Source organism: Mesorhizobium sp. L-8-3 (assembly GCF_016756615.1).
Lineage (GTDB): Bacteria > Pseudomonadota > Alphaproteobacteria > Rhizobiales > Rhizobiaceae.
Genome location: NZ_AP023262.1, coordinates 5,847,528 through 5,863,476, shown reverse-complemented (window position 1 = coordinate 5,863,476; position 15,949 = coordinate 5,847,528). Strand labels below are relative to the sequence as shown.

Below are 15,949 nucleotides of genomic sequence, written 5' to 3'. Positions count from 1 at the left end.
GCGTGAGCGCCATGCAGGCAGGCCTGGAACCGCCCCAACGGCTTCCCCAGCAGACGCTGACCGAAACGGCCTTCGCCTGGTTCCAGCGCGTGATCGCCGGATACTGCCTGCTGTTCGGCGTGCTCTACTGGATCCGGCTGATAGGCTTCTACGACGGCCAACTCTGGCGCTTCGATCTGATGCCGGTGCATTGGCAGGTGGCCGGCGTGACGCTTGCCGTGCTGTTTCCCTTTGCCGCGATCGGGCTTTGGATGCTCGCTTCCTGGGGCCCCGTGATCTGGTTCCTTTGCGCCGCAATAGAGACGGTGATGTATGTCGGCTTTCCCGACCTCTACGGGAACCGCCCCGTGATCCCGATCTCGCATCTCTGCGTCGCTTTGATCTATACGGCCTTCAGGGTCGTCATCTTCCTGCAGAAACGACCGCGAGCCCACCAGTAACTCCCGAGGAAGCAGGCAGGATTCTGCCCGACAACTCGGGCCTTGCCCTCCATTGGACGCGCAAGGGACGCTCCATCACTTTGAAACCGCGCGTCGCGCTTTCCGAAAACGAGGCCGATATTCGGGCCGATAGGGTACGGTTAATTTTCTCGTTTCGGGTGACCGTTCGTTAAGCCTCCGAGTCGCTCACCCAAATGTAAGGCCTTGTTAAGCCTGACGTTTAAGTCGAATTTTATGTGTATTCGATAGGGTCGCGATCAAGGTGAGAAACTAAAAAAATCACCAAGGCGACAAACGAGAGGCTCGAACAATGATCAATACGCGCCAGGCGGCGAAACCCGCTGTTGCTATCGACGAACGTCGCGATGCGATCCGTTCCCTATACATGGAATCCCTGCAGCTTGTTGAAAGATTGCATCGTCGTCTTCTTGACGTGATCAAGGATGAATTCGACCGCAACGGCCGCAGCGACATCAATGCGATCCAGGCACTGCTGCTGTTCAACATCGGCAACTCGGAGCTCACTGCCGGCGAACTGCGCTCGCGTGGCTACTATCTGGGGTCGAACGTCTCCTACAATCTGAAGAAGCTGGTCGATCTCGGCTTTATCAACCACCAGCGCTCGCGCATCGATCGCCGGTCGGTCCGTGTCAGCCTGACCGACAAGGGGCAGGAAGTCGCCGAGGTCGTGGGCAAGCTCTATGAGCGTCACATCGGCTCGATCGAGCAGGTCGGCGGCATCAATGCGGAAGAGTTCAGTCAGATGAACCGAGCGCTGCAGCGCCTCGACCGGTTCTGGAACGACACCATCGCCTATCGCATGTAGCAGGGGGCGGGACGCGGTATTCCGCTCCCCGCACGGAAACTGAAAGGGGCGCCCCATCCATGGCGCCTGCTTTCATTTCATACTTTCACTTTGTTGTGTGTGGCGCTGGCCACGTTGCCGCCATATTCGGATGGATAGGGGAAGACGATGCCGCCTTTGTCCATGGCGGCGATGTCGGAGCCGGGGATGGGTATTCCCGCTAGAGCCGATCTCGATGGTTCGCCATAGGGTTGGCGAATTGTTAAGGCAGGGCCCGTAATCTTGCCGGCCTACCCGCGGGAATGCGCTGAGACCGAAACAGTATGTCTGGAATGTTCATGAGAGCAAATCGCCGTTTCTTCCTCGCCGGCGCCGGCGCAGTCGCCTCCACGGTGCTGACGGGCGCAGCCAATGCCCAGGACGTTATCGGCGATATCCTGAGCTCGCCGCGCCGCGGCAACTGGAACGACCAGTTCGACGCCAGCGTGAGCCAGAGCGGCGGCAAGGTGGCCTCCCACCTGCCCATCTTCAGCCCCGAGACAGTTTTCTATATCGAACAGGCGATCGGCCAGTATTCCAACATCGTCGCGCAGGGCGGCTGGCCGACCGTTCCCGCCTCCAAGAAGCTGAAGCTCGGCGTCGTCGATCCGGACGTCGAGATCCTGCGCAAGCGCCTGATGATCTCGGGCGACCTGTCGACGCGCGCCGGCATCAGCCAGTCCTTCGACACCTATGTCGACGCGGCCGTGAAGCGCTTCCAGGCCCGCCACGGCCTGCCTGCCGACGGCGTGCTTGGCAAATACACCTATGCGGCGATGAATGTTTCTGCTCCGGTGCGGCTCGGCCAGCTTGAGACCAACCTCGTGCGACTGCGCAGCATGTCGGGCGAACTGGGCAACCGCTACGTCATGGTCAACATCCCGGCCGCCCAGATCGAGGCGGTCGAGAACGGCCGCGTGGTGTTGCGCCACACGGCGATCGTCGGCAAGATCGACCGCCAGACGCCGATCCTCAATTCGAAGATCAACGAGATCATCGTCAATCCTTACTGGAACGCGCCGGAATCGATCGTCCGCAAGGACATCATTCCGCTGATGCGCAAGGATCCGCAATATCTGACCAAGAACAGCATCCGCATCCTCGGGCCGGACGGCAACGAGATCGATCCGGCGACCATCGACTGGTCGACGGAGGATGCGGCCAAGTTCCGCTTCCGACAGGATCCGGGCGCGGGCAATGCCATGGCTTCGGTGAAGATCAACTTCCCGAACCCGCATGCCACCTACATGCACGACACGCCGCAGCAGAGTCTCTTTTCCAAGCTGATGCGCTTCGATTCTTCCGGCTGCGTGCGGGTGCAGAACGTGCGCGACCTCGTCACCTGGCTGCTGCGCGACACGCCCGGATGGAGCAGGCAGCACTTCGAGCAGACGATCAAGAGCGGCGAGAGCGTCCCGGTGGCGATCTCCGATCCGGTGCCCGTCTACTTCACCTATGTCTCGGCCTGGTCGACCGGCGACGGTGTTGTCCATTTCCGCGACGACATCTATGGCCGCGACGGAGTCGACGAGTTGCAGATCTCCGCTCTCTGAGCGGCCGAGCGACACAAGCCCGCGAACAAGAACAGGGGCCGTCCTTCGGGGCGGCCTCTTGCGTTTCAGGCAGCCGATCCGGCCAGCGTCGTCGTCGCTTTGCCACATGCCGCAAAGCGGCAAGCAAAATTCGCGCGGCGAACGTGGCAGGGCCGGACGAAGTGTGTTAATGCGCGGCCGACTTTCCCCGAGCCAAAGGATCTCCCGCCATGGCAACAGCAACGGCCGCCTCGAACCAGTTCGAATCCTCCTTCTTCACAAGAACGCTGGCCGACGCGGACCCGGAAATCTTCGGCGCCATCCGCAACGAGCTCGGTCGCCAGCGCCATGAGATCGAGCTGATCGCCTCGGAGAACATCGTCTCGCGCGCCGTGCTGGAGGCGCAGGGCTCGATCATGACGAACAAATATGCCGAAGGATATCCCGGCAAGCGCTATTACGGCGGCTGCCAGTTCGTCGACGTCGCCGAGGAACTTGCCATCGAGCGTGCCAAGAAGCTCTTCGGCTGCGCCTATGCCAACGTCCAGCCCAATTCGGGCAGCCAGATGAACCAGGCCGTGTTCCTCGGCCTGCTGCAGCCGGGCGACACCTTCATGGGGCTCGATCTGAATTCGGGCGGTCATCTGACGCACGGCTCGCCGGTCAACATGTCCGGCAAATGGTTCAAGGTCGTCTCCTACGGCGTGCGCCGCGACGATCATCTGCTCGACATGGAGGAGATCGAGCGGCTCGCCCATGTCCACAATCCGAAGCTCATCATTGCCGGCGGCACGGCCTATTCCAGGTTCTGGGACTTCGAGAAGTTCCGTGAGATCGCCGACGCCGTCGGAGCCTATCTGATGGTCGACATGGCGCATATCGCCGGCCTGGTCGCGGGCGGCGAGCACCCTTCGCCGTTCCCGCACGCCCATGTGGTGACGACCACGACGCACAAGTCGCTGCGTGGCCCGCGTGGCGGCATGATCCTCACCAATGACGAGGATATAGCGAGGAAGATGAACTCGGCGGTGTTTCCCGGCCTGCAGGGCGGGCCGTTGATGCATGTCATCGCCGCCAAGGCGGTGGCGCTGGGCGAGGCGCTGAAGCCGGATTTCAGGATCTATGCCCAGAACATCGTGGCGAACGCCAAGGCGCTCGCATCCAGCCTTCACGAAACCGGCCTCGACATCGTGTCGGGCGGGACCGACAACCATCTGATGCTGGTGGACCTGCGTCCCAAGAACGCGACCGGCAAGCGGGCCGAGGCCGCCCTTGGGCGGGCGAACATCACCTGCAACAAGAACGGCATTCCGTTCGATCCGGAGAAGCCCTTCGTCACCTCGGGTGTCCGTCTCGGCACGCCGGCCGGTACCACGCGTGGCTTCGGCCAGGCCGAGTTCCGGGAGATCGGCCAGTTGATCGCCGAGGTGCTCGACGGGCTGAAGTCCGCCAATTCCGACGAGGGCAACGCCGGGGTCGAGGCGGCTGTCAAAGCCAAGGTCGTCGCGCTGACGGAGCGTTTCCCGCTCTATTCCTATCTGGGCTGACCGAAGGCCGAGGGGCCATCCGCATTCAAACGATGTCTCCCGGAGCCGTGCAGCGGTTTCGGGAAAAGCTGAAGCAAGCACCTCCGGCGTCGCGTGAGCCCTTCTTCACGCAACACGCTGGAGGCCGCTGCGCGGAACGGGTTCAGTTGCGCGATCTCGTCGTCGTGAAGAAGTCGGGCCGAAAGGTCCCGTTCGATCGGGACAAGCTTTTGAGGTCGGTCGAGATCGCGCTGCGCAAGCGCAATGTCGATCCCGACCGCATCGACCGCGCCGTCACCGGGATCGTGCGCCAACTCGAGAGCTCCGGCGAGACGGAAGTGGCTTCGGGCGAGATCGGCCGCCTCGTCATGGAGGCACTGAAGTCGCTCGACGACGTGGCCTATGTGCGCTTCGCTTCGGTCTATCGCAATTTCCGTGAAGCGAAGGACTTCCATGAGGTTCTCGGGGAACTCAAGACCGAAGACGACGTCGGCTGAACGTCGATGGGCGCATGCTGCCGGGCGAGAGGTGACCTGCTCGATACTTGGTGACGCCGCGGTGGCGGCGACGGGCGGGACCGGCGGCCTGCCGCTTCCGGTCCAAGAGTGACGGCACCGCCTTACTTGCTCGGAATCAGATGGAGCGCAGCCTTTCCACCTTTTACCGCATCAGGTGACAATTTACGGTCAAAGGTTGCGAGTTGGCCCCCGTTGGACTTGGCGAGCGATAGCAGATAGGTATCGGTCACCTGCGCAGAGGTCCGGATTCTGTCGGTATCAATGTCACGTGAACTGACAAGGCTTGCATCATCGGGCCAAAACTGGTGCCCGGGAAGCGCCCGCAACCTCTTGACGATGTCTGCGACGAGGGCGGGAGAGCCTGGAGAGTTTGGGTACTTTGGACTGCCGACAATCCGCATGACCCCATTCTCGGTTATGGGACAAGTTGCCCAAGACGCTTGCCCTGCCAATTCGAACCACCGATGAGCGTCGTCGTGAGCAATGTGACCCGGATCGATCAGTGCGATTAGCACATTGACGTCAAGCAGATAGATCACGAAAGTTCGTCGCGCAATTCATTGACGAGCTCTAGCGTAACGGGGGGGCTGTCGGGGCGGGGCGACAACAGCGGAATGCCATTGCGTTCGCCGCCGATCCTCGGCCTGCGCAAGGAACGCCGCGCCAACTCGGAGATCACCTCTCCGAGGCTTCGGTCCTGCTGCCGGGCCATCGCCTTGGCCGCGACCAGAACATCATCATCGATCGCCAGTGTCGTTCGCATCTCGTGATCCTAGAGGCGCATCAATCATCACGCATCACATAGCGCGCTCGACCGCGTCCTTCAAGTTGCCGTATCTCATTCACACCGAATTTGAGGGTGCTGTCACATTGTTCTTCGTCAACGGTGTCGGCGATACGGCCGTCGCAACCTACGGCCTCGCCGCCTGCGGAATTGACGCGCTGGCCGTTTCGGGAAACGACAAGCGCTGTAGCAAAACCTGCAGAGTGTTGCGTGAGCCCTTCTTCACGCGACGCGCTGTAGGCCGCAGCACGGCTTTTTTGCACCGCGCTTGCACTTCGGCGTAAAGCTTCTAAGCCTTTGCGCACGTCGAGAATCGCGAGTTGCCATGCGCTGCCCCTATTGCCAGTCCGAAGATACGCAGGTGAAGGACTCCCGTCCGGCCGAGGACGGGTCGGCCATACGTCGTCGTCGCGTCTGCCCGACCTGCGGGGGGCGCTTCACCACCTTCGAACGGGTTCAGTTGCGCGATCTCGTCGTCGTGAAGAAGTCGGGCCGAAAGGTCCCGTTCGATCGGGACAAGCTTTTGAGGTCGGTCGAGATCGCGCTGCGCAAGCGCAATGTCGATCCCGACCGCATCGACCGCGCCGTCACCGGGATCGTGCGCCAACTCGAGAGCTCCGGCGAGACGGAAGTGGCTTCGGGCGAGATCGGCCGCCTCGTCATGGAGGCACTGAAGTCGCTCGACGACGTGGCCTATGTGCGCTTCGCTTCGGTCTATCGCAATTTCCGTGAAGCGAAGGACTTCCATGAGGTTCTCGGGGAACTCAAGACCGAAGACGACGTCGGCTGAACGTCGATGGGCGCATGCTGCCGGGCGAGAGGGTGCCCGAGGCGTTGCGACTGCGCCGTGCTTTGCGGGTTGGTCACGATCATGTTATTCGCGCGCGGCTGGCCACACTAGCCTTCGCCCTGGAGCATCGGCCCGATGACAGGACCGTTCTTCGGAGAACACGATAGCAGAGCCGAAGGCTGTGGCTCACCACGCGTCCCAGGAGAAGGGGAAGCGGCGCGCAGGAGGAATAGTGCTGTCTCTGTGGAGGGGGCTGTGCGTGATCGACCGTACCGTTTTTCGTGAACGCCGAGGCGTGCCGTCTTTCGTGCTTGGTTGTCTCGCTGTGACGATCGGCGGGCTTCTCCATGTCCCCATGTACTGGATGGGCAAGGACATGGGATTCGTCCTTGCCGATATGCCGATGGACGACGGCATGATCTTCGGGATGGTCCTGATCGTGGCTGGGATAGGCGTTGCCGCTTACGGTCTGTTGCCGACGAAGCTTGGCCGGCAGTTGGACACCGCAGCGACAATTGCGGTCGTGGCGCCCGAGGACGCCCGCCTGAGCCCGGCCCATTTCACCTTGATGGCCGCTCTGGTGATGGCCTTGGTCATCGATGTGATGAAACCCGCCTCGCTCGGCTTCATCATGCCCGGCATGACGGCCGAGTACGGCGTCTCCAAGGCCGAGGCCGCGCTCGTGCCGTTCTTCGCCTTGACAGGCACTGTGGTCGGATCCGTCCTCTGGGGGGTCCTTTCGGATGTCTATGGCCGAAAAGCCTCGATTCTGCTTTCCGCGGTGGTCTTTGTCGGCACGTCGATCTGCGGCGCGATGCCCTCGCTCGCCTGGAACATGTTCATGTGCTTCCTGATGGGAGCGGGTGCGGGCGGGATGCTGCCTGTCACCTATGCGTTGCTTGCCGAGACGATGCCGTCAAGACATCGCGGATGGGCGCTGGTCCTCGTCGGCGGGCTTGGCGCGGTTGGCGGCTATTTCGCGGCGAGCGCATTGTCCGCGCTCCTTGTTCCTGATTTCAGCTGGCGCATCCTGTGGCTGGCCAATCTGCCTACTGGCATCATCCTGATCCTGATGGGCGGGATGATACCGGAATCGGCGAAGTTCCTGTTGGCGCGCGGCCGCATCGATGAAGCGCGCAAGGTCATGGCCCGCTTCGGCACCACGAGCCGCAAGGTTTCGGGCGTCGAAGCGGAAGAGCCTTTCCTTCACCATGGCCATCACCATACCGAGGGCAGCCACGATCCGGGGCCAAGCCTTTGGACGCCCGAAGTGGTCGGCAAGACGATCGGTCTCAGCGTGCTGGCAGTGGCCTGGGGATTGATCAATTTCGGATTGCTGCTGTGGCTTCCCGCAGACCTCGTCTCGAAGGGTTACAGCATGGGCGTGTCGTCGCGCCTTCTGGCCGAATCGGCGCTGATCGCCTTTCCGACCGTGTTCGTTTGCGCTTTCATCTACAGTCGATGGAGCACGAAGTGGTCACTGGTCGCGACAATCCTGGTTACCCAGCTTGGCCTCATAGGGGTGCTCCTGCTCGATGTGCATGGCAACGGAAGCCCGGTCTTGCCCGTCGCGTTGCTGATCATCGGCAGCAACGGCATAATCGCCATTCTGCTCCCCTATGTGTCGGAGATATTTCCCCTGAAAGTGCGCGGGCGGGCGACTGGTTGGGTCGCCGCCTGTTCGAAGGCCGGCGGTTTGATCGCGCAGGGCCTGAGCATATCAGCACTGGTGCCGCCACTTGGCATCGCCGCTGTTGCCACAGCGGTGCCGATGCTGGTCGCCCTTGCTCTCATTGCTTGGTTCGGCATCGAGACGCGTGGCCTCGACCTGCGTCGTCTGGAGCGGCCTTTGCAGCGCGTGCCGGCCGGATCCTGAAACCCACACTCTGTCCCGCTGCGCCGGACAGGCTCCCAAGATCGTAGTCGGCTACTTCGTGCCCGGACCTGCGCGGTTATCCGCAAGGGGCGTCGACGGGAAGACCGATGATGCTCTTTTACTGTGGCCCCCCTGTTCATCTTTGTAAAACAATTCAAAAGTTTTTCTCGTTTATTCTGGTAGCGATCGCGTGATATGCGGTATATATAGATTTATATATAAACTGAAAGCGAATGTATTATGGGCATGGCGATATGAACTATCAGTCATTTAGCTAGTGGCAGTATGAATAAAGTTGATATTGATTCTGCTTCGAACCGTCTTTGAGAGATGGTCCGGAGCACCAAGCTTTGCACGTACTGATTGCGGTGCCGTCGGAGAACGTTACGTCATCCGGTTCTGCCGATACCCCCATTGAATTCGAATCACAAATATGTGATCAAGTATCATGCCTTGGGGAGGGCAATAAAAACAAAGGAGGGGCCATGCCGGGAGGGAAACGCCGGATTGTCATCGTTGGTGGGGGGACGGCCGGTTGGCTGGCCGCCATGATGTTGCAGCGTCACGGTGCGGCCAACAGCCTTGGGCTCGACATCAGCGTCGTCGAATCGAGCAGGATACCGACCATCGGCGTTGGCGAAGGCACGACCGCCGTCTTCCGGCAGATGATCCTCGAACTCGGCATCGACGAGGCCGCCTTCATCCGGGAAACGGGCGCAACCATCAAGTTCGGCATCCGTCACAAGGAATGGCGCCGCAAGGGGCACAGCTATGACGGCCCGATCGATGACCCCAATCTGCTGGCCGTTACGCCCGCGCTGAAGCCGGCCGAGCGGGAATCGGCGCTCGACATCCATGCCGTCGCAAACGGCAAGCCTGTCTCCGACCTGCACCTCTTCCAGGAGATGATCAATCGCGGCAAGAGCCCGTTCGGCGTTGGGCCGGACGGGATCGGGCTGCTTCAGGCCGGCCCGTCGGAGCATGCCATGCATTTCGACCAGGCGCGGGTCGGCGCCTATCTGCGCGATATCTCCACGGGCGTGACCCGCATCGATGCCGAAGTCGGTGGTGTCCGCCGCAATAGCGTATCGGGCGATATCGAAGCCTTGCTGACGACGGACGGGCTGGAAGTCTCTGGCGATCTCTATATCGACTGCACGGGATTCCGGCGGAAGCTGATCTGCGGCGAGATGGGCGCGCGCTGGATTTCCTATTCCGACATCCTGCCGGTCAACCGCGCCATGCCTTTCTGGCTGGAGCATGAGCCTGGCGCCGAGATCCCGCCCTACACACTAGCCTGGGCGCAGGAGGCCGGCTGGATGTGGTCGATCCCGACGCAGGACCGCATCGGCTGCGGCTACGTCTATTGCGATCGCTTCCGCACGCCTGACGAAGCGCAGGCTGAGATCGAACGCCAGCTCGGGCACAAGATCGAGCCGCGCAACGATCTGAAATTCGACGCCGGGCGGGTGGACGAGGCATGGATCGGGAACTGTGTCGCGCTCGGCCTGTCGTCGAGCTTCCTTGAGCCCCTGGAGGCTACGTCGATCCACGGTACCATCGTGCAGGTGATGCTGCTTCGGCGATTGCTGTTCAGGTCGGGGCCGGTCGACGTGAAGAAGGCAAGGGACGACTACAACAAGGTGGTCGCGCGTCAGCTCAACGATTTCCGTACCTTCATCAACCTGCACTACGCCGGCGAGCGCGAGGAGCCGTTCTGGCAGCACGCGCGGCGCGACTGTCTGCACGACACCACCAAGGCGATGCTGGAACTGTGGTCGAAGCGCATGCCGCGGCGCTCGCAGTTTGCGCCGCTCCCTTGGGACATGCCGCATGTCAACGAGCAGCTCTATTATCCCGTCATCGATGGGTTGGGGCATCTTTGTCGGACGGTTGCCAGGTCCCACATGGACGCCAACCCGAAGGTGCGGGCCCATGCCCGCAAGGTGACGGAGGCGATGACGAAGGACAACAAGAAGGCCGCGACCCAGTGCCTCGGCCATCGCGAGTTCCTCGAGCGCATCGCCGCCGGTACCGTCGAGTTTCGCTGGGCGCAGGGCAGGGCGCCGACGCGGACGGCGGCGGTTCGCGAGCCTGCCTCGGCGGGCGCCGGGCGGTAGAAGAGGCGGTCCGGATTCCTGATCTTCGCCACTCTGCAATCGGTCGACATACGGCAGCCGGTCTGCCATGCCTGCCAGGACGAGCGGAGGGGGCTGGATCATATGATTCCGGCCTCGGCGCGGATTGCGGTGACATGGCGGATTGCGGTGACATGGTTTCGCCGATACATCATCCTTCGCATGGAGTTCCCGCTTCCCCATTTCTTCGGCGAGGCCGCCCCGCATGACGACATCGGCTGTTGACCGTCGCTTCATGGCGGCGGCAATCAGGCTGTCGCGCATGCACAAAGGACGCACCTCGACCAACCCGGCCGTCTGCACGCTGATCGTGCGCGACGACGGCGACGGTCCCGTGATCGTCGGTCGCGGCGTGACGGCAATCGGCGGGAGGCCGCATGCCGAGACCCAGGCGCTCGCGGAGGCAGGCGAACGAGCCCGCGGCGCGACAGCCTATGTGACACTGGAGCCCTGCGCGCATCATGGCCGGACCCCGCCTTGCGCCGACGCGCTTGTCGCCGCGGGGGTCGCGCGCGTTGTCTGCGCCGCCAGCGACCCCGATCCGCGTGTCTCCGGCAACGGCTATGCGATCCTGCGGCGCGCCGGCGTCGAGGTTGTCGAGCGTGTGCTCGCTGACGAGGCTGCAGACCTCATGGCCGGCTACCTCATTCGTTCGGTGAGGAAGCGGCCGGAGGTGATTCTGAAGCTTGCGCTTTCCGCCGACGGCATGATCGGCCGGCTCGGTCAGGGACAGATAGCCATCACCGGTCCGGTCGCCCGCGCTCAGGTCCATCTGATGCGCATGGAGGCCGATGCGATCATGGTCGGGATCGGCACCGCTATCGCGGACGATCCGCAACTCACCGTACGCTTGCCCGGTCTCGAGAACCGCTCGCCCGTCCGAATCGTGCTCGATCAGAGCCTGCGCCTTCCGGCTGTGTCGGGCCTCGTGGTGACCGCTCGCATTGTGCCGGTTCTGGTGGCCACGGGGCCGGATGCCGAGGCGGGCCGCAGGGCCGTTCTCGAGGCCGCCGGAGTGAAGCTGCTCGCTGCCGAAGTCTATGACGGCCGCATCGCGCTGCCGGAACTGCTTGAGGATCTCGCCTCTCGCGGCATGTCGAGCGTGATGGTCGAGGGAGGCGCCGACACGGCACGTGCGTTCCTGGAGGACGATCTGGTCGACAGGATCGCTCTGTTTCGCGGACCGGCCACGATCGGTGCCGGCGGCGTGGCGGCGCCGATCGATCACGGCCATATTCCCGCCGGGTTCAAGCTGAGCCGCGAGGCCCGCTTCGGCGACGATCATTTCGCGGAATGGACGAGGTCGATCTGATGTTCACTGGAATAGTCACCGATGTCGGCACTGTGGCCTCCGTCGCCCCGCTGCCCGAGGGGAGGCGGCTGCGCATAGAGACGGCCTACGATCCGGCTACGATCGCCATCGGGGCCTCGATCGCCTGCGGCGGCGTATGCCTGACTGTCACCGCCCTGCCCGAGCAAGGTGCGAACCAGCGATGGTTCGAGGTCGAGGCTTGGGAGGAGGCGCTGCGGCTCACCACCGCGGCAGCCTGGACGGAAGGGACGCGGGTCAATCTCGAGCGGGCGCTGAAGGTCGGCGATGAGCTGGGCGGCCATATCGTCGCCGGCCATGTCGACGCCACCGCCGGTATCGTGGCGCGGCAGGACGAGGGCGACGCCGTGCGCTTCACGCTGGAAGCGCCGCGCGAGCTGGCGAAATTCATTGCCCCAAAAGGCTCCGTCGCGCTCGACGGCACTTCGTTGACCGTCAACAAGGTCGAAGGGACCCGGTTCGACGTGCTTCTGATCCACCATTCCCTGCAGGTCACGACCTGGGGACAGCGCCAGGCCAGCGATCGCGTCAACATCGAGATCGACACCATGGCGCGTTATGCGGCGCGGCTGGCGGATGCCGTCAAGGAAGGGTTGTGACGAGCAGTCCGTTGGGGCGATTTTGAACGTCTGTTCCGCGTTCGAAGCAGCGATCGTACCTTCCGTGCCAATGAACGGCTTGCGGTGAACTCGGGTTCGGCCTAAGTCACCGGCGACCCCCCGGAGACATTCATGCCCAATACCCAAAAGCCCCATCTCCTGATCGTCGAGGCGCGCTTCTACGACGATCTCGCCGATGCCCTGCTCGACGGAGCGAAAGCAGCGCTCGACGAGGCCGGCGCCACCTACGACGTCGCGACGGTTCCGGGCGCGCTGGAGATTCCGGCGGTCATCTCCTTCGCGCTCGACGGAGCGGAAGAGGGCGGTACCGAATATGACGGCTTTGTCGCGCTGGGCACGGTCATCCGCGGCGAGACCTATCATTTCGACATCGTCTCCAACGAATCGAGCCGCGCCCTCATGGACCTCTCCGTCGAGGAATCGATCGCGATCGGCAACGGCATCCTGACCACTGAAAACGACGACCAGGCCTGGACGCGCGCCCGGCGCAGCGAGGGCGACAAGGGCGGCTTCGCAGCCCGCGCCGCGCTGACTATGATCGCGTTGCGCAATCGTTTCGGGGCCTGAGATGGCTAACCCGTCCGACAAGCCTGCGCCGACCGTCCGCCACGCCAACAAGCGCGGGGCGGCGAGGCTGGCGGCCGTGCAGGCGCTCTACCAGATGGATGTGGCGGGCAGCGGCCTCCTGGAGATCACCGCCGAATACGAGACCTTCCGGCTGGGCAAGGAGGTTGACGGGGCCCTGTATCGCGAGGCCGACGCGCAATGGTTCCGCGCCATCCTGGCCGGCGTGGTCGAGAAGCAGAAGACCATCGATCCGGTGATCCGCCAGTCGCTGACCGAGGATTGGCCGCTGTCCAGGCTCGATTCCACCTTGCGCGCCATCATGCGCGCCGGCACCTATGAATTGATGGACCGCGAGGACGTTCCGGTCGCCGTCATCGTTTCCGAATATGTCGACATCGCCAAGGCCTTCTACGAGGAGGACGAGCCGAAGCTCGTCAATGCCGTCCTCGACCGGGTCGCCCGCCGGGTGCGCGGGGAAGGGCGCGGAAAAGACGCCTCGTGAGCCCCGCCGAGCGTGAAGCGCGGCGCACGGCGCTGATCCTTGCGTCCTCGCAGGCGATCGTCGGCTCCGCATCCTCGATCTGCCTCTCCATCGGCGGCCTTGCGGGCTATTACCTGCTTGCTGCCGACAAGTCGCTGGCGACCGCTCCGGTCACCGGCTTCAACGTCGGCATGGCGCTGGCCGCCTTGCCGGCCGCCGCACTGATCCGGCGTGCCGGGACACGCAGCGGCTTCATGTTCGGCACGCTCGTCACCGCCATCGGCGGCGTGATCGCGACCTCGGCTCTTTTCCAGGGTCTCTTCTGGCCCTTCGTGATCGGGCTCCTCGTGGTCGGCGGCGGTGGCGCCTTCGTGCAGCAACTCCGCTTCGCGGCGGCCGACAATGCGCCGCCCGCCTTCAAGGCGCGCGCCATTTCCTTCGTCATGGCTGGCGGCCTGATCACCGCCGTCATCGGCCCGCAGATCGTCATCTTCACGCATGAGCTGCTGGCGCCGGTGCAGTTTGCCGGGTCCTTCGCGGCGATCGTGGTGCTGGCCGCGATCGGTGCACTGAACCTGTCTCTGCTGCGCGAGCGTCCCATGGGCCATGCCGGCGTCGCCGCGGCAGACGGGCATTCCGCGCGGCCGCTCGCCGAAATCATCACCCAGCCGAGGTTCCTGGCCGCCCTCATCTGCGGGGTCGGCTCCTTCGCGTTGATGTCATTCGTCATGACCGGCGCGCCGCTCGCCATGGTCGGTTGCGGTTTCTCGGCCGACGAGGCGACGCTCGGCATATCCTGGCATGTGATGGCCATGTTCGGGCCGAGCTTCTTCACCGGCCGCCTGATCCACCGTTTCGGCGTCGAGCGTATCGTGGCCATCGGTCTGCTGCTCCTCATCGCCTGCGCCGCCATAGCCTTGATGGGCATAGAGCTGTGGCACTTCTGGACGTCGCTGATCCTGCTCGGCCTCGGCTGGAACTTCGGCTTCATCGGCGCCACGGCCATGGTCGCCGACACCTATCGCCCGGTTGAAAAGGCCAAGGCGCAAGGCTTCCACGACTTTGTGCTGTTCGGCACGGTCGCCTTCTCCTCGCTGATGGCGGGAACCGTCTATAACGCCTGGGGTTGGGAGATGCTCAACTGGATCGTCTTTCCGGTGGCGGTGCTGTGCCTGGCCGTGCTTGGTGCGTTGGTACTTTCGTCACGCAAGCGCGAGACGGCAAGGGCCTGATCTGGCTGCTGCCTTGTCAGGAGTGATCGCCTGGTCCGCCTGTCTGGCCTTGCGGAGCGTGCCAGGCCCCCCCATTCTGATGGCGGCGCGCAACCGTTCACGCGCAGCGGAGTTGTTTCGTCGGGCCTGTCGCTTGTGAAACCGAATGCGCCGACGGCGGGGTGGGCGCATGCTCATTCGCCGCCATCGCATATCCGACCGTCACAGAGGGAAATCCAGATGAAATCGATCAGAAGCCTCGTCGGCGCCGCCGTCGCGCTGTCGCTCACGACAGTGGCCGCCGGCGCCCAGGTCGTCGTTTCCTCCAAGATCGACACCGAGGGCGGCGTGCTGGGCAACATCATCCAGCTCGTGCTCGATGCCAATGGCATCGCCACGACCGACCGGATCCAGCTCGGTGCCACGCCCGTTGTGCGCAAGGCGATCGCCGCCGGCGAGATCGACATCTACCCCGAATACACCGGCAATGCCGGCTTCTTTTTCGAAAAGGCCGACGATCCGGTCTGGAAGGATGCGGCCAAAGGTTACGAGCTGGCGAAGAAGCTCGACTATGACACCAACAAGATCGTCTGGCTGACCCCGTCGCCCGCCAACAACACCTGGGCGATCGCGCTGCGCAAGGACGTGGCCGAGCCCAACAAGCTCGCTACGCTTTCCGACTTCGGCAAATATGTCGCCGGCGGCGGCGCGGTGGTGCTGGCGGCCTCGTCTGAATTCGTCAACTCGGCCGCGGCGCTGCCGGCCTTCCAGACCACCTATGGCTTCACGCTGAAGCCGGACCAACTCATCACCTTGTCGGGAGGCGACACCGCCGCCACGATCGCGGCTGCGGCCAACCAGACCAACGGCGCCAACGCGGCCATGGTTTACGGCACCGACGGCGGCATCGCGCCTTCCGGGCTCGTCGTGCTCGCCGACGACAAGGGCGTGCAGCCTGTCTACCAGCCGGCACCTATCATCCGCGAAGCCGTGCTGAAGGAACATCCCGAGATCGCCGACCTCCTCAAGCCGGTCTTCGAGAGGCTCGACCTCGTCACCCTTCAGCAGCTCAACGGGCGCGTCCAGGTCGGCGGAGAGCCGGCGAAGGCCGTCGCCGAAGACTTCCTGAAGAAGAACGGCTTCCTGAAATAGTCCGTGAGGCCGGTCCCCCGGAGCGCGGCTCGCCTGCATGGGTCGACGTTCAAGTCCGATGATGTAAGGTGCCCGCAACCGTCGTCCGGACAGAGGACGAAGCACCGTTTCGCCTAGGGACGAATGCCCGGCCTCAGGCG

At 63.4% G+C, this 15,949-nt stretch carries 16 protein-coding genes and 1 pseudogene; 14 read left to right on the top strand and 3 right to left on the bottom strand.

Features of this window, described 5'->3' with window-relative positions; translation table 11 throughout:
• Positions 1–11: 11 nt before the first annotated feature.
• From JN302_RS27245 to JN302_RS27225, 5 genes and pseudogenes are all read left to right on the top strand, one after another.
• Entirely contained in the window at positions 12–440 is a 429-nt protein-coding gene (locus tag JN302_RS27245; RefSeq protein ID WP_202307221.1) for a DUF6163 family protein, read from the top strand.
• Between the two features lie 310 nt (positions 441–750).
• Positions 751–1,266, top strand: coding sequence for a transcriptional regulator LdtR (gene ldtR / locus JN302_RS27240; RefSeq protein ID WP_202329794.1), 516 nt, complete (start codon positions 751–753; stop codon positions 1,264–1,266).
• A gap of 317 nt (positions 1,267–1,583) precedes the next feature.
• Complete coding sequence (locus JN302_RS27235) at positions 1,584–2,837, top strand: L,D-transpeptidase family protein (RefSeq protein ID WP_202329793.1); 1,254 nt, start codon at positions 1,584–1,586, stop codon at positions 2,835–2,837.
• Between the two features lie 209 nt (positions 2,838–3,046).
• On the top strand, positions 3,047–4,363 hold the full coding sequence (glyA, locus tag JN302_RS27230; RefSeq protein WP_202329792.1) for a serine hydroxymethyltransferase: 1,317 nt from the start codon (positions 3,047–3,049) through the stop codon (positions 4,361–4,363).
• Between the two features lie 119 nt (positions 4,364–4,482).
• A pseudogene (locus JN302_RS27225) lies at positions 4,483–4,839 on the top strand (ATP cone domain-containing protein); the annotation flags it as partial.
• Between the two features lie 122 nt (positions 4,840–4,961).
• Here JN302_RS27225 and JN302_RS27220 read toward each other — a convergent pair.
• From JN302_RS27220 to JN302_RS27210, 3 genes are read right to left on the bottom strand one after another with little or no spacing between them, the layout of a single operon-like run.
• Positions 4,962–5,399 (bottom strand): TA system VapC family ribonuclease toxin, encoded by a 438-nt coding sequence (locus tag JN302_RS27220; RefSeq protein ID WP_202329791.1) that lies wholly within the window; start codon positions 5,397–5,399, stop codon positions 4,962–4,964.
• A complete protein-coding gene (locus JN302_RS27215; protein ID WP_202329790.1) occupies positions 5,396–5,623 on the bottom strand; it encodes a ribbon-helix-helix domain-containing protein in 228 nt (75 codons plus the stop codon). Before JN302_RS27215 ends, JN302_RS27220 begins: the two co-directional genes overlap by 4 nt.
• A 20-nt stretch (positions 5,624–5,643) precedes the next feature.
• Positions 5,644–5,949 (bottom strand): hypothetical protein, encoded by a 306-nt coding sequence (locus JN302_RS27210; RefSeq protein WP_202329789.1) that lies wholly within the window; start codon positions 5,947–5,949, stop codon positions 5,644–5,646.
• Between the two features lie 20 nt (positions 5,950–5,969).
• On the opposite strand from JN302_RS27210, the gene nrdR reads away from it, so the two are divergent.
• The 9 genes from nrdR (at position 5,970) to osmF (ending at position 15,809) form a co-directional block, all read left to right on the top strand.
• On the top strand, positions 5,970–6,434 hold the full coding sequence (gene nrdR, locus JN302_RS27205; RefSeq protein ID WP_202307206.1) for a transcriptional regulator NrdR: 465 nt from the start codon (positions 5,970–5,972) through the stop codon (positions 6,432–6,434).
• A 259-nt stretch (positions 6,435–6,693) separates the two neighbouring features.
• Positions 6,694–8,310 (top strand): MFS transporter, encoded by a 1,617-nt coding sequence (locus JN302_RS27200; RefSeq protein ID WP_202307204.1) that lies wholly within the window; start codon positions 6,694–6,696, stop codon positions 8,308–8,310.
• Positions 8,311–8,795: 485 nt separating this feature from the next.
• The gene (locus JN302_RS27195; RefSeq protein WP_202329788.1) at positions 8,796–10,430 is read left to right on the top strand and encodes a tryptophan halogenase family protein; all 1,635 of its coding nucleotides are present in this window, start codon (positions 8,796–8,798) and stop codon (positions 10,428–10,430) included.
• Between the two features lie 223 nt (positions 10,431–10,653).
• A complete protein-coding gene (gene ribD / locus JN302_RS27190) occupies positions 10,654–11,760 on the top strand; it encodes a bifunctional diaminohydroxyphosphoribosylaminopyrimidine deaminase/5-amino-6-(5-phosphoribosylamino)uracil reductase RibD (RefSeq protein WP_202329787.1) in 1,107 nt (368 codons plus the stop codon).
• Positions 11,760–12,377 carry a riboflavin synthase gene (locus JN302_RS27185; RefSeq protein ID WP_202334462.1) on the top strand — a complete coding sequence of 206 codons (618 nt, stop codon included), beginning with the start codon at positions 11,760–11,762 and terminating at the stop codon, positions 12,375–12,377. Before ribD ends, JN302_RS27185 begins: the two co-directional genes overlap by 1 nt.
• A 132-nt stretch (positions 12,378–12,509) precedes the next feature.
• Complete coding sequence (gene ribH / locus JN302_RS27180; RefSeq protein ID WP_202307198.1) at positions 12,510–12,965, top strand: 6,7-dimethyl-8-ribityllumazine synthase; 456 nt, start codon at positions 12,510–12,512, stop codon at positions 12,963–12,965.
• A gap of 1 nt (position 12,966) precedes the next feature.
• Entirely contained in the window at positions 12,967–13,467 is a 501-nt protein-coding gene (gene nusB / locus JN302_RS27175; RefSeq protein WP_202307196.1) for a transcription antitermination factor NusB, read from the top strand.
• Positions 13,464–14,678 carry an MFS transporter gene (locus JN302_RS27170; protein ID WP_202329786.1) on the top strand — a complete coding sequence of 405 codons (1,215 nt, stop codon included), beginning with the start codon at positions 13,464–13,466 and terminating at the stop codon, positions 14,676–14,678. The genes nusB and JN302_RS27170 overlap by 4 nt, the downstream gene beginning before the upstream one ends.
• Positions 14,679–14,897: 219 nt before the next feature.
• The gene (gene osmF, locus JN302_RS27165; RefSeq protein ID WP_202329785.1) at positions 14,898–15,809 is read left to right on the top strand and encodes a glycine betaine ABC transporter substrate-binding protein OsmF; all 912 of its coding nucleotides are present in this window, start codon (positions 14,898–14,900) and stop codon (positions 15,807–15,809) included.
• Positions 15,810–15,949: the final 140 nt, after the last annotated feature.

Coding starts and splice junctions, on each gene's coding strand:
- ribH (WP_202307198.1), top strand. CDS start 12,510: ATGCCCAATACCCAAAAGCCCCATCTCCTGATCGTCGAGGCGCGCTTC.
- ldtR (WP_202329794.1), top strand. CDS start 751: ATGATCAATACGCGCCAGGCGGCGAAACCCGCTGTTGCTATCGACGAA.
- JN302_RS27245 (WP_202307221.1), top strand. CDS start 12: ATGCAGGCAGGCCTGGAACCGCCCCAACGGCTTCCCCAGCAGACGCTG.
- JN302_RS27195 (WP_202329788.1), top strand. CDS start 8,796: ATGCCGGGAGGGAAACGCCGGATTGTCATCGTTGGTGGGGGGACGGCC.
- ribD (WP_202329787.1), top strand. CDS start 10,654: ATGACGACATCGGCTGTTGACCGTCGCTTCATGGCGGCGGCAATCAGG.
- JN302_RS27185 (WP_202334462.1), top strand. CDS start 11,760: ATGTTCACTGGAATAGTCACCGATGTCGGCACTGTGGCCTCCGTCGCC.
- nusB (WP_202307196.1), top strand. CDS start 12,967: ATGGCTAACCCGTCCGACAAGCCTGCGCCGACCGTCCGCCACGCCAAC.
- glyA (WP_202329792.1), top strand. CDS start 3,047: ATGGCAACAGCAACGGCCGCCTCGAACCAGTTCGAATCCTCCTTCTTC.
- osmF (WP_202329785.1), top strand. CDS start 14,898: ATGAAATCGATCAGAAGCCTCGTCGGCGCCGCCGTCGCGCTGTCGCTC.
- JN302_RS27235 (WP_202329793.1), top strand. CDS start 1,584: ATGAGAGCAAATCGCCGTTTCTTCCTCGCCGGCGCCGGCGCAGTCGCC.
- JN302_RS27215 (WP_202329790.1), bottom strand. CDS start 5,623: ATGCGAACGACACTGGCGATCGATGATGATGTTCTGGTCGCGGCCAAG.
- nrdR (WP_202307206.1), top strand. CDS start 5,970: ATGCGCTGCCCCTATTGCCAGTCCGAAGATACGCAGGTGAAGGACTCC.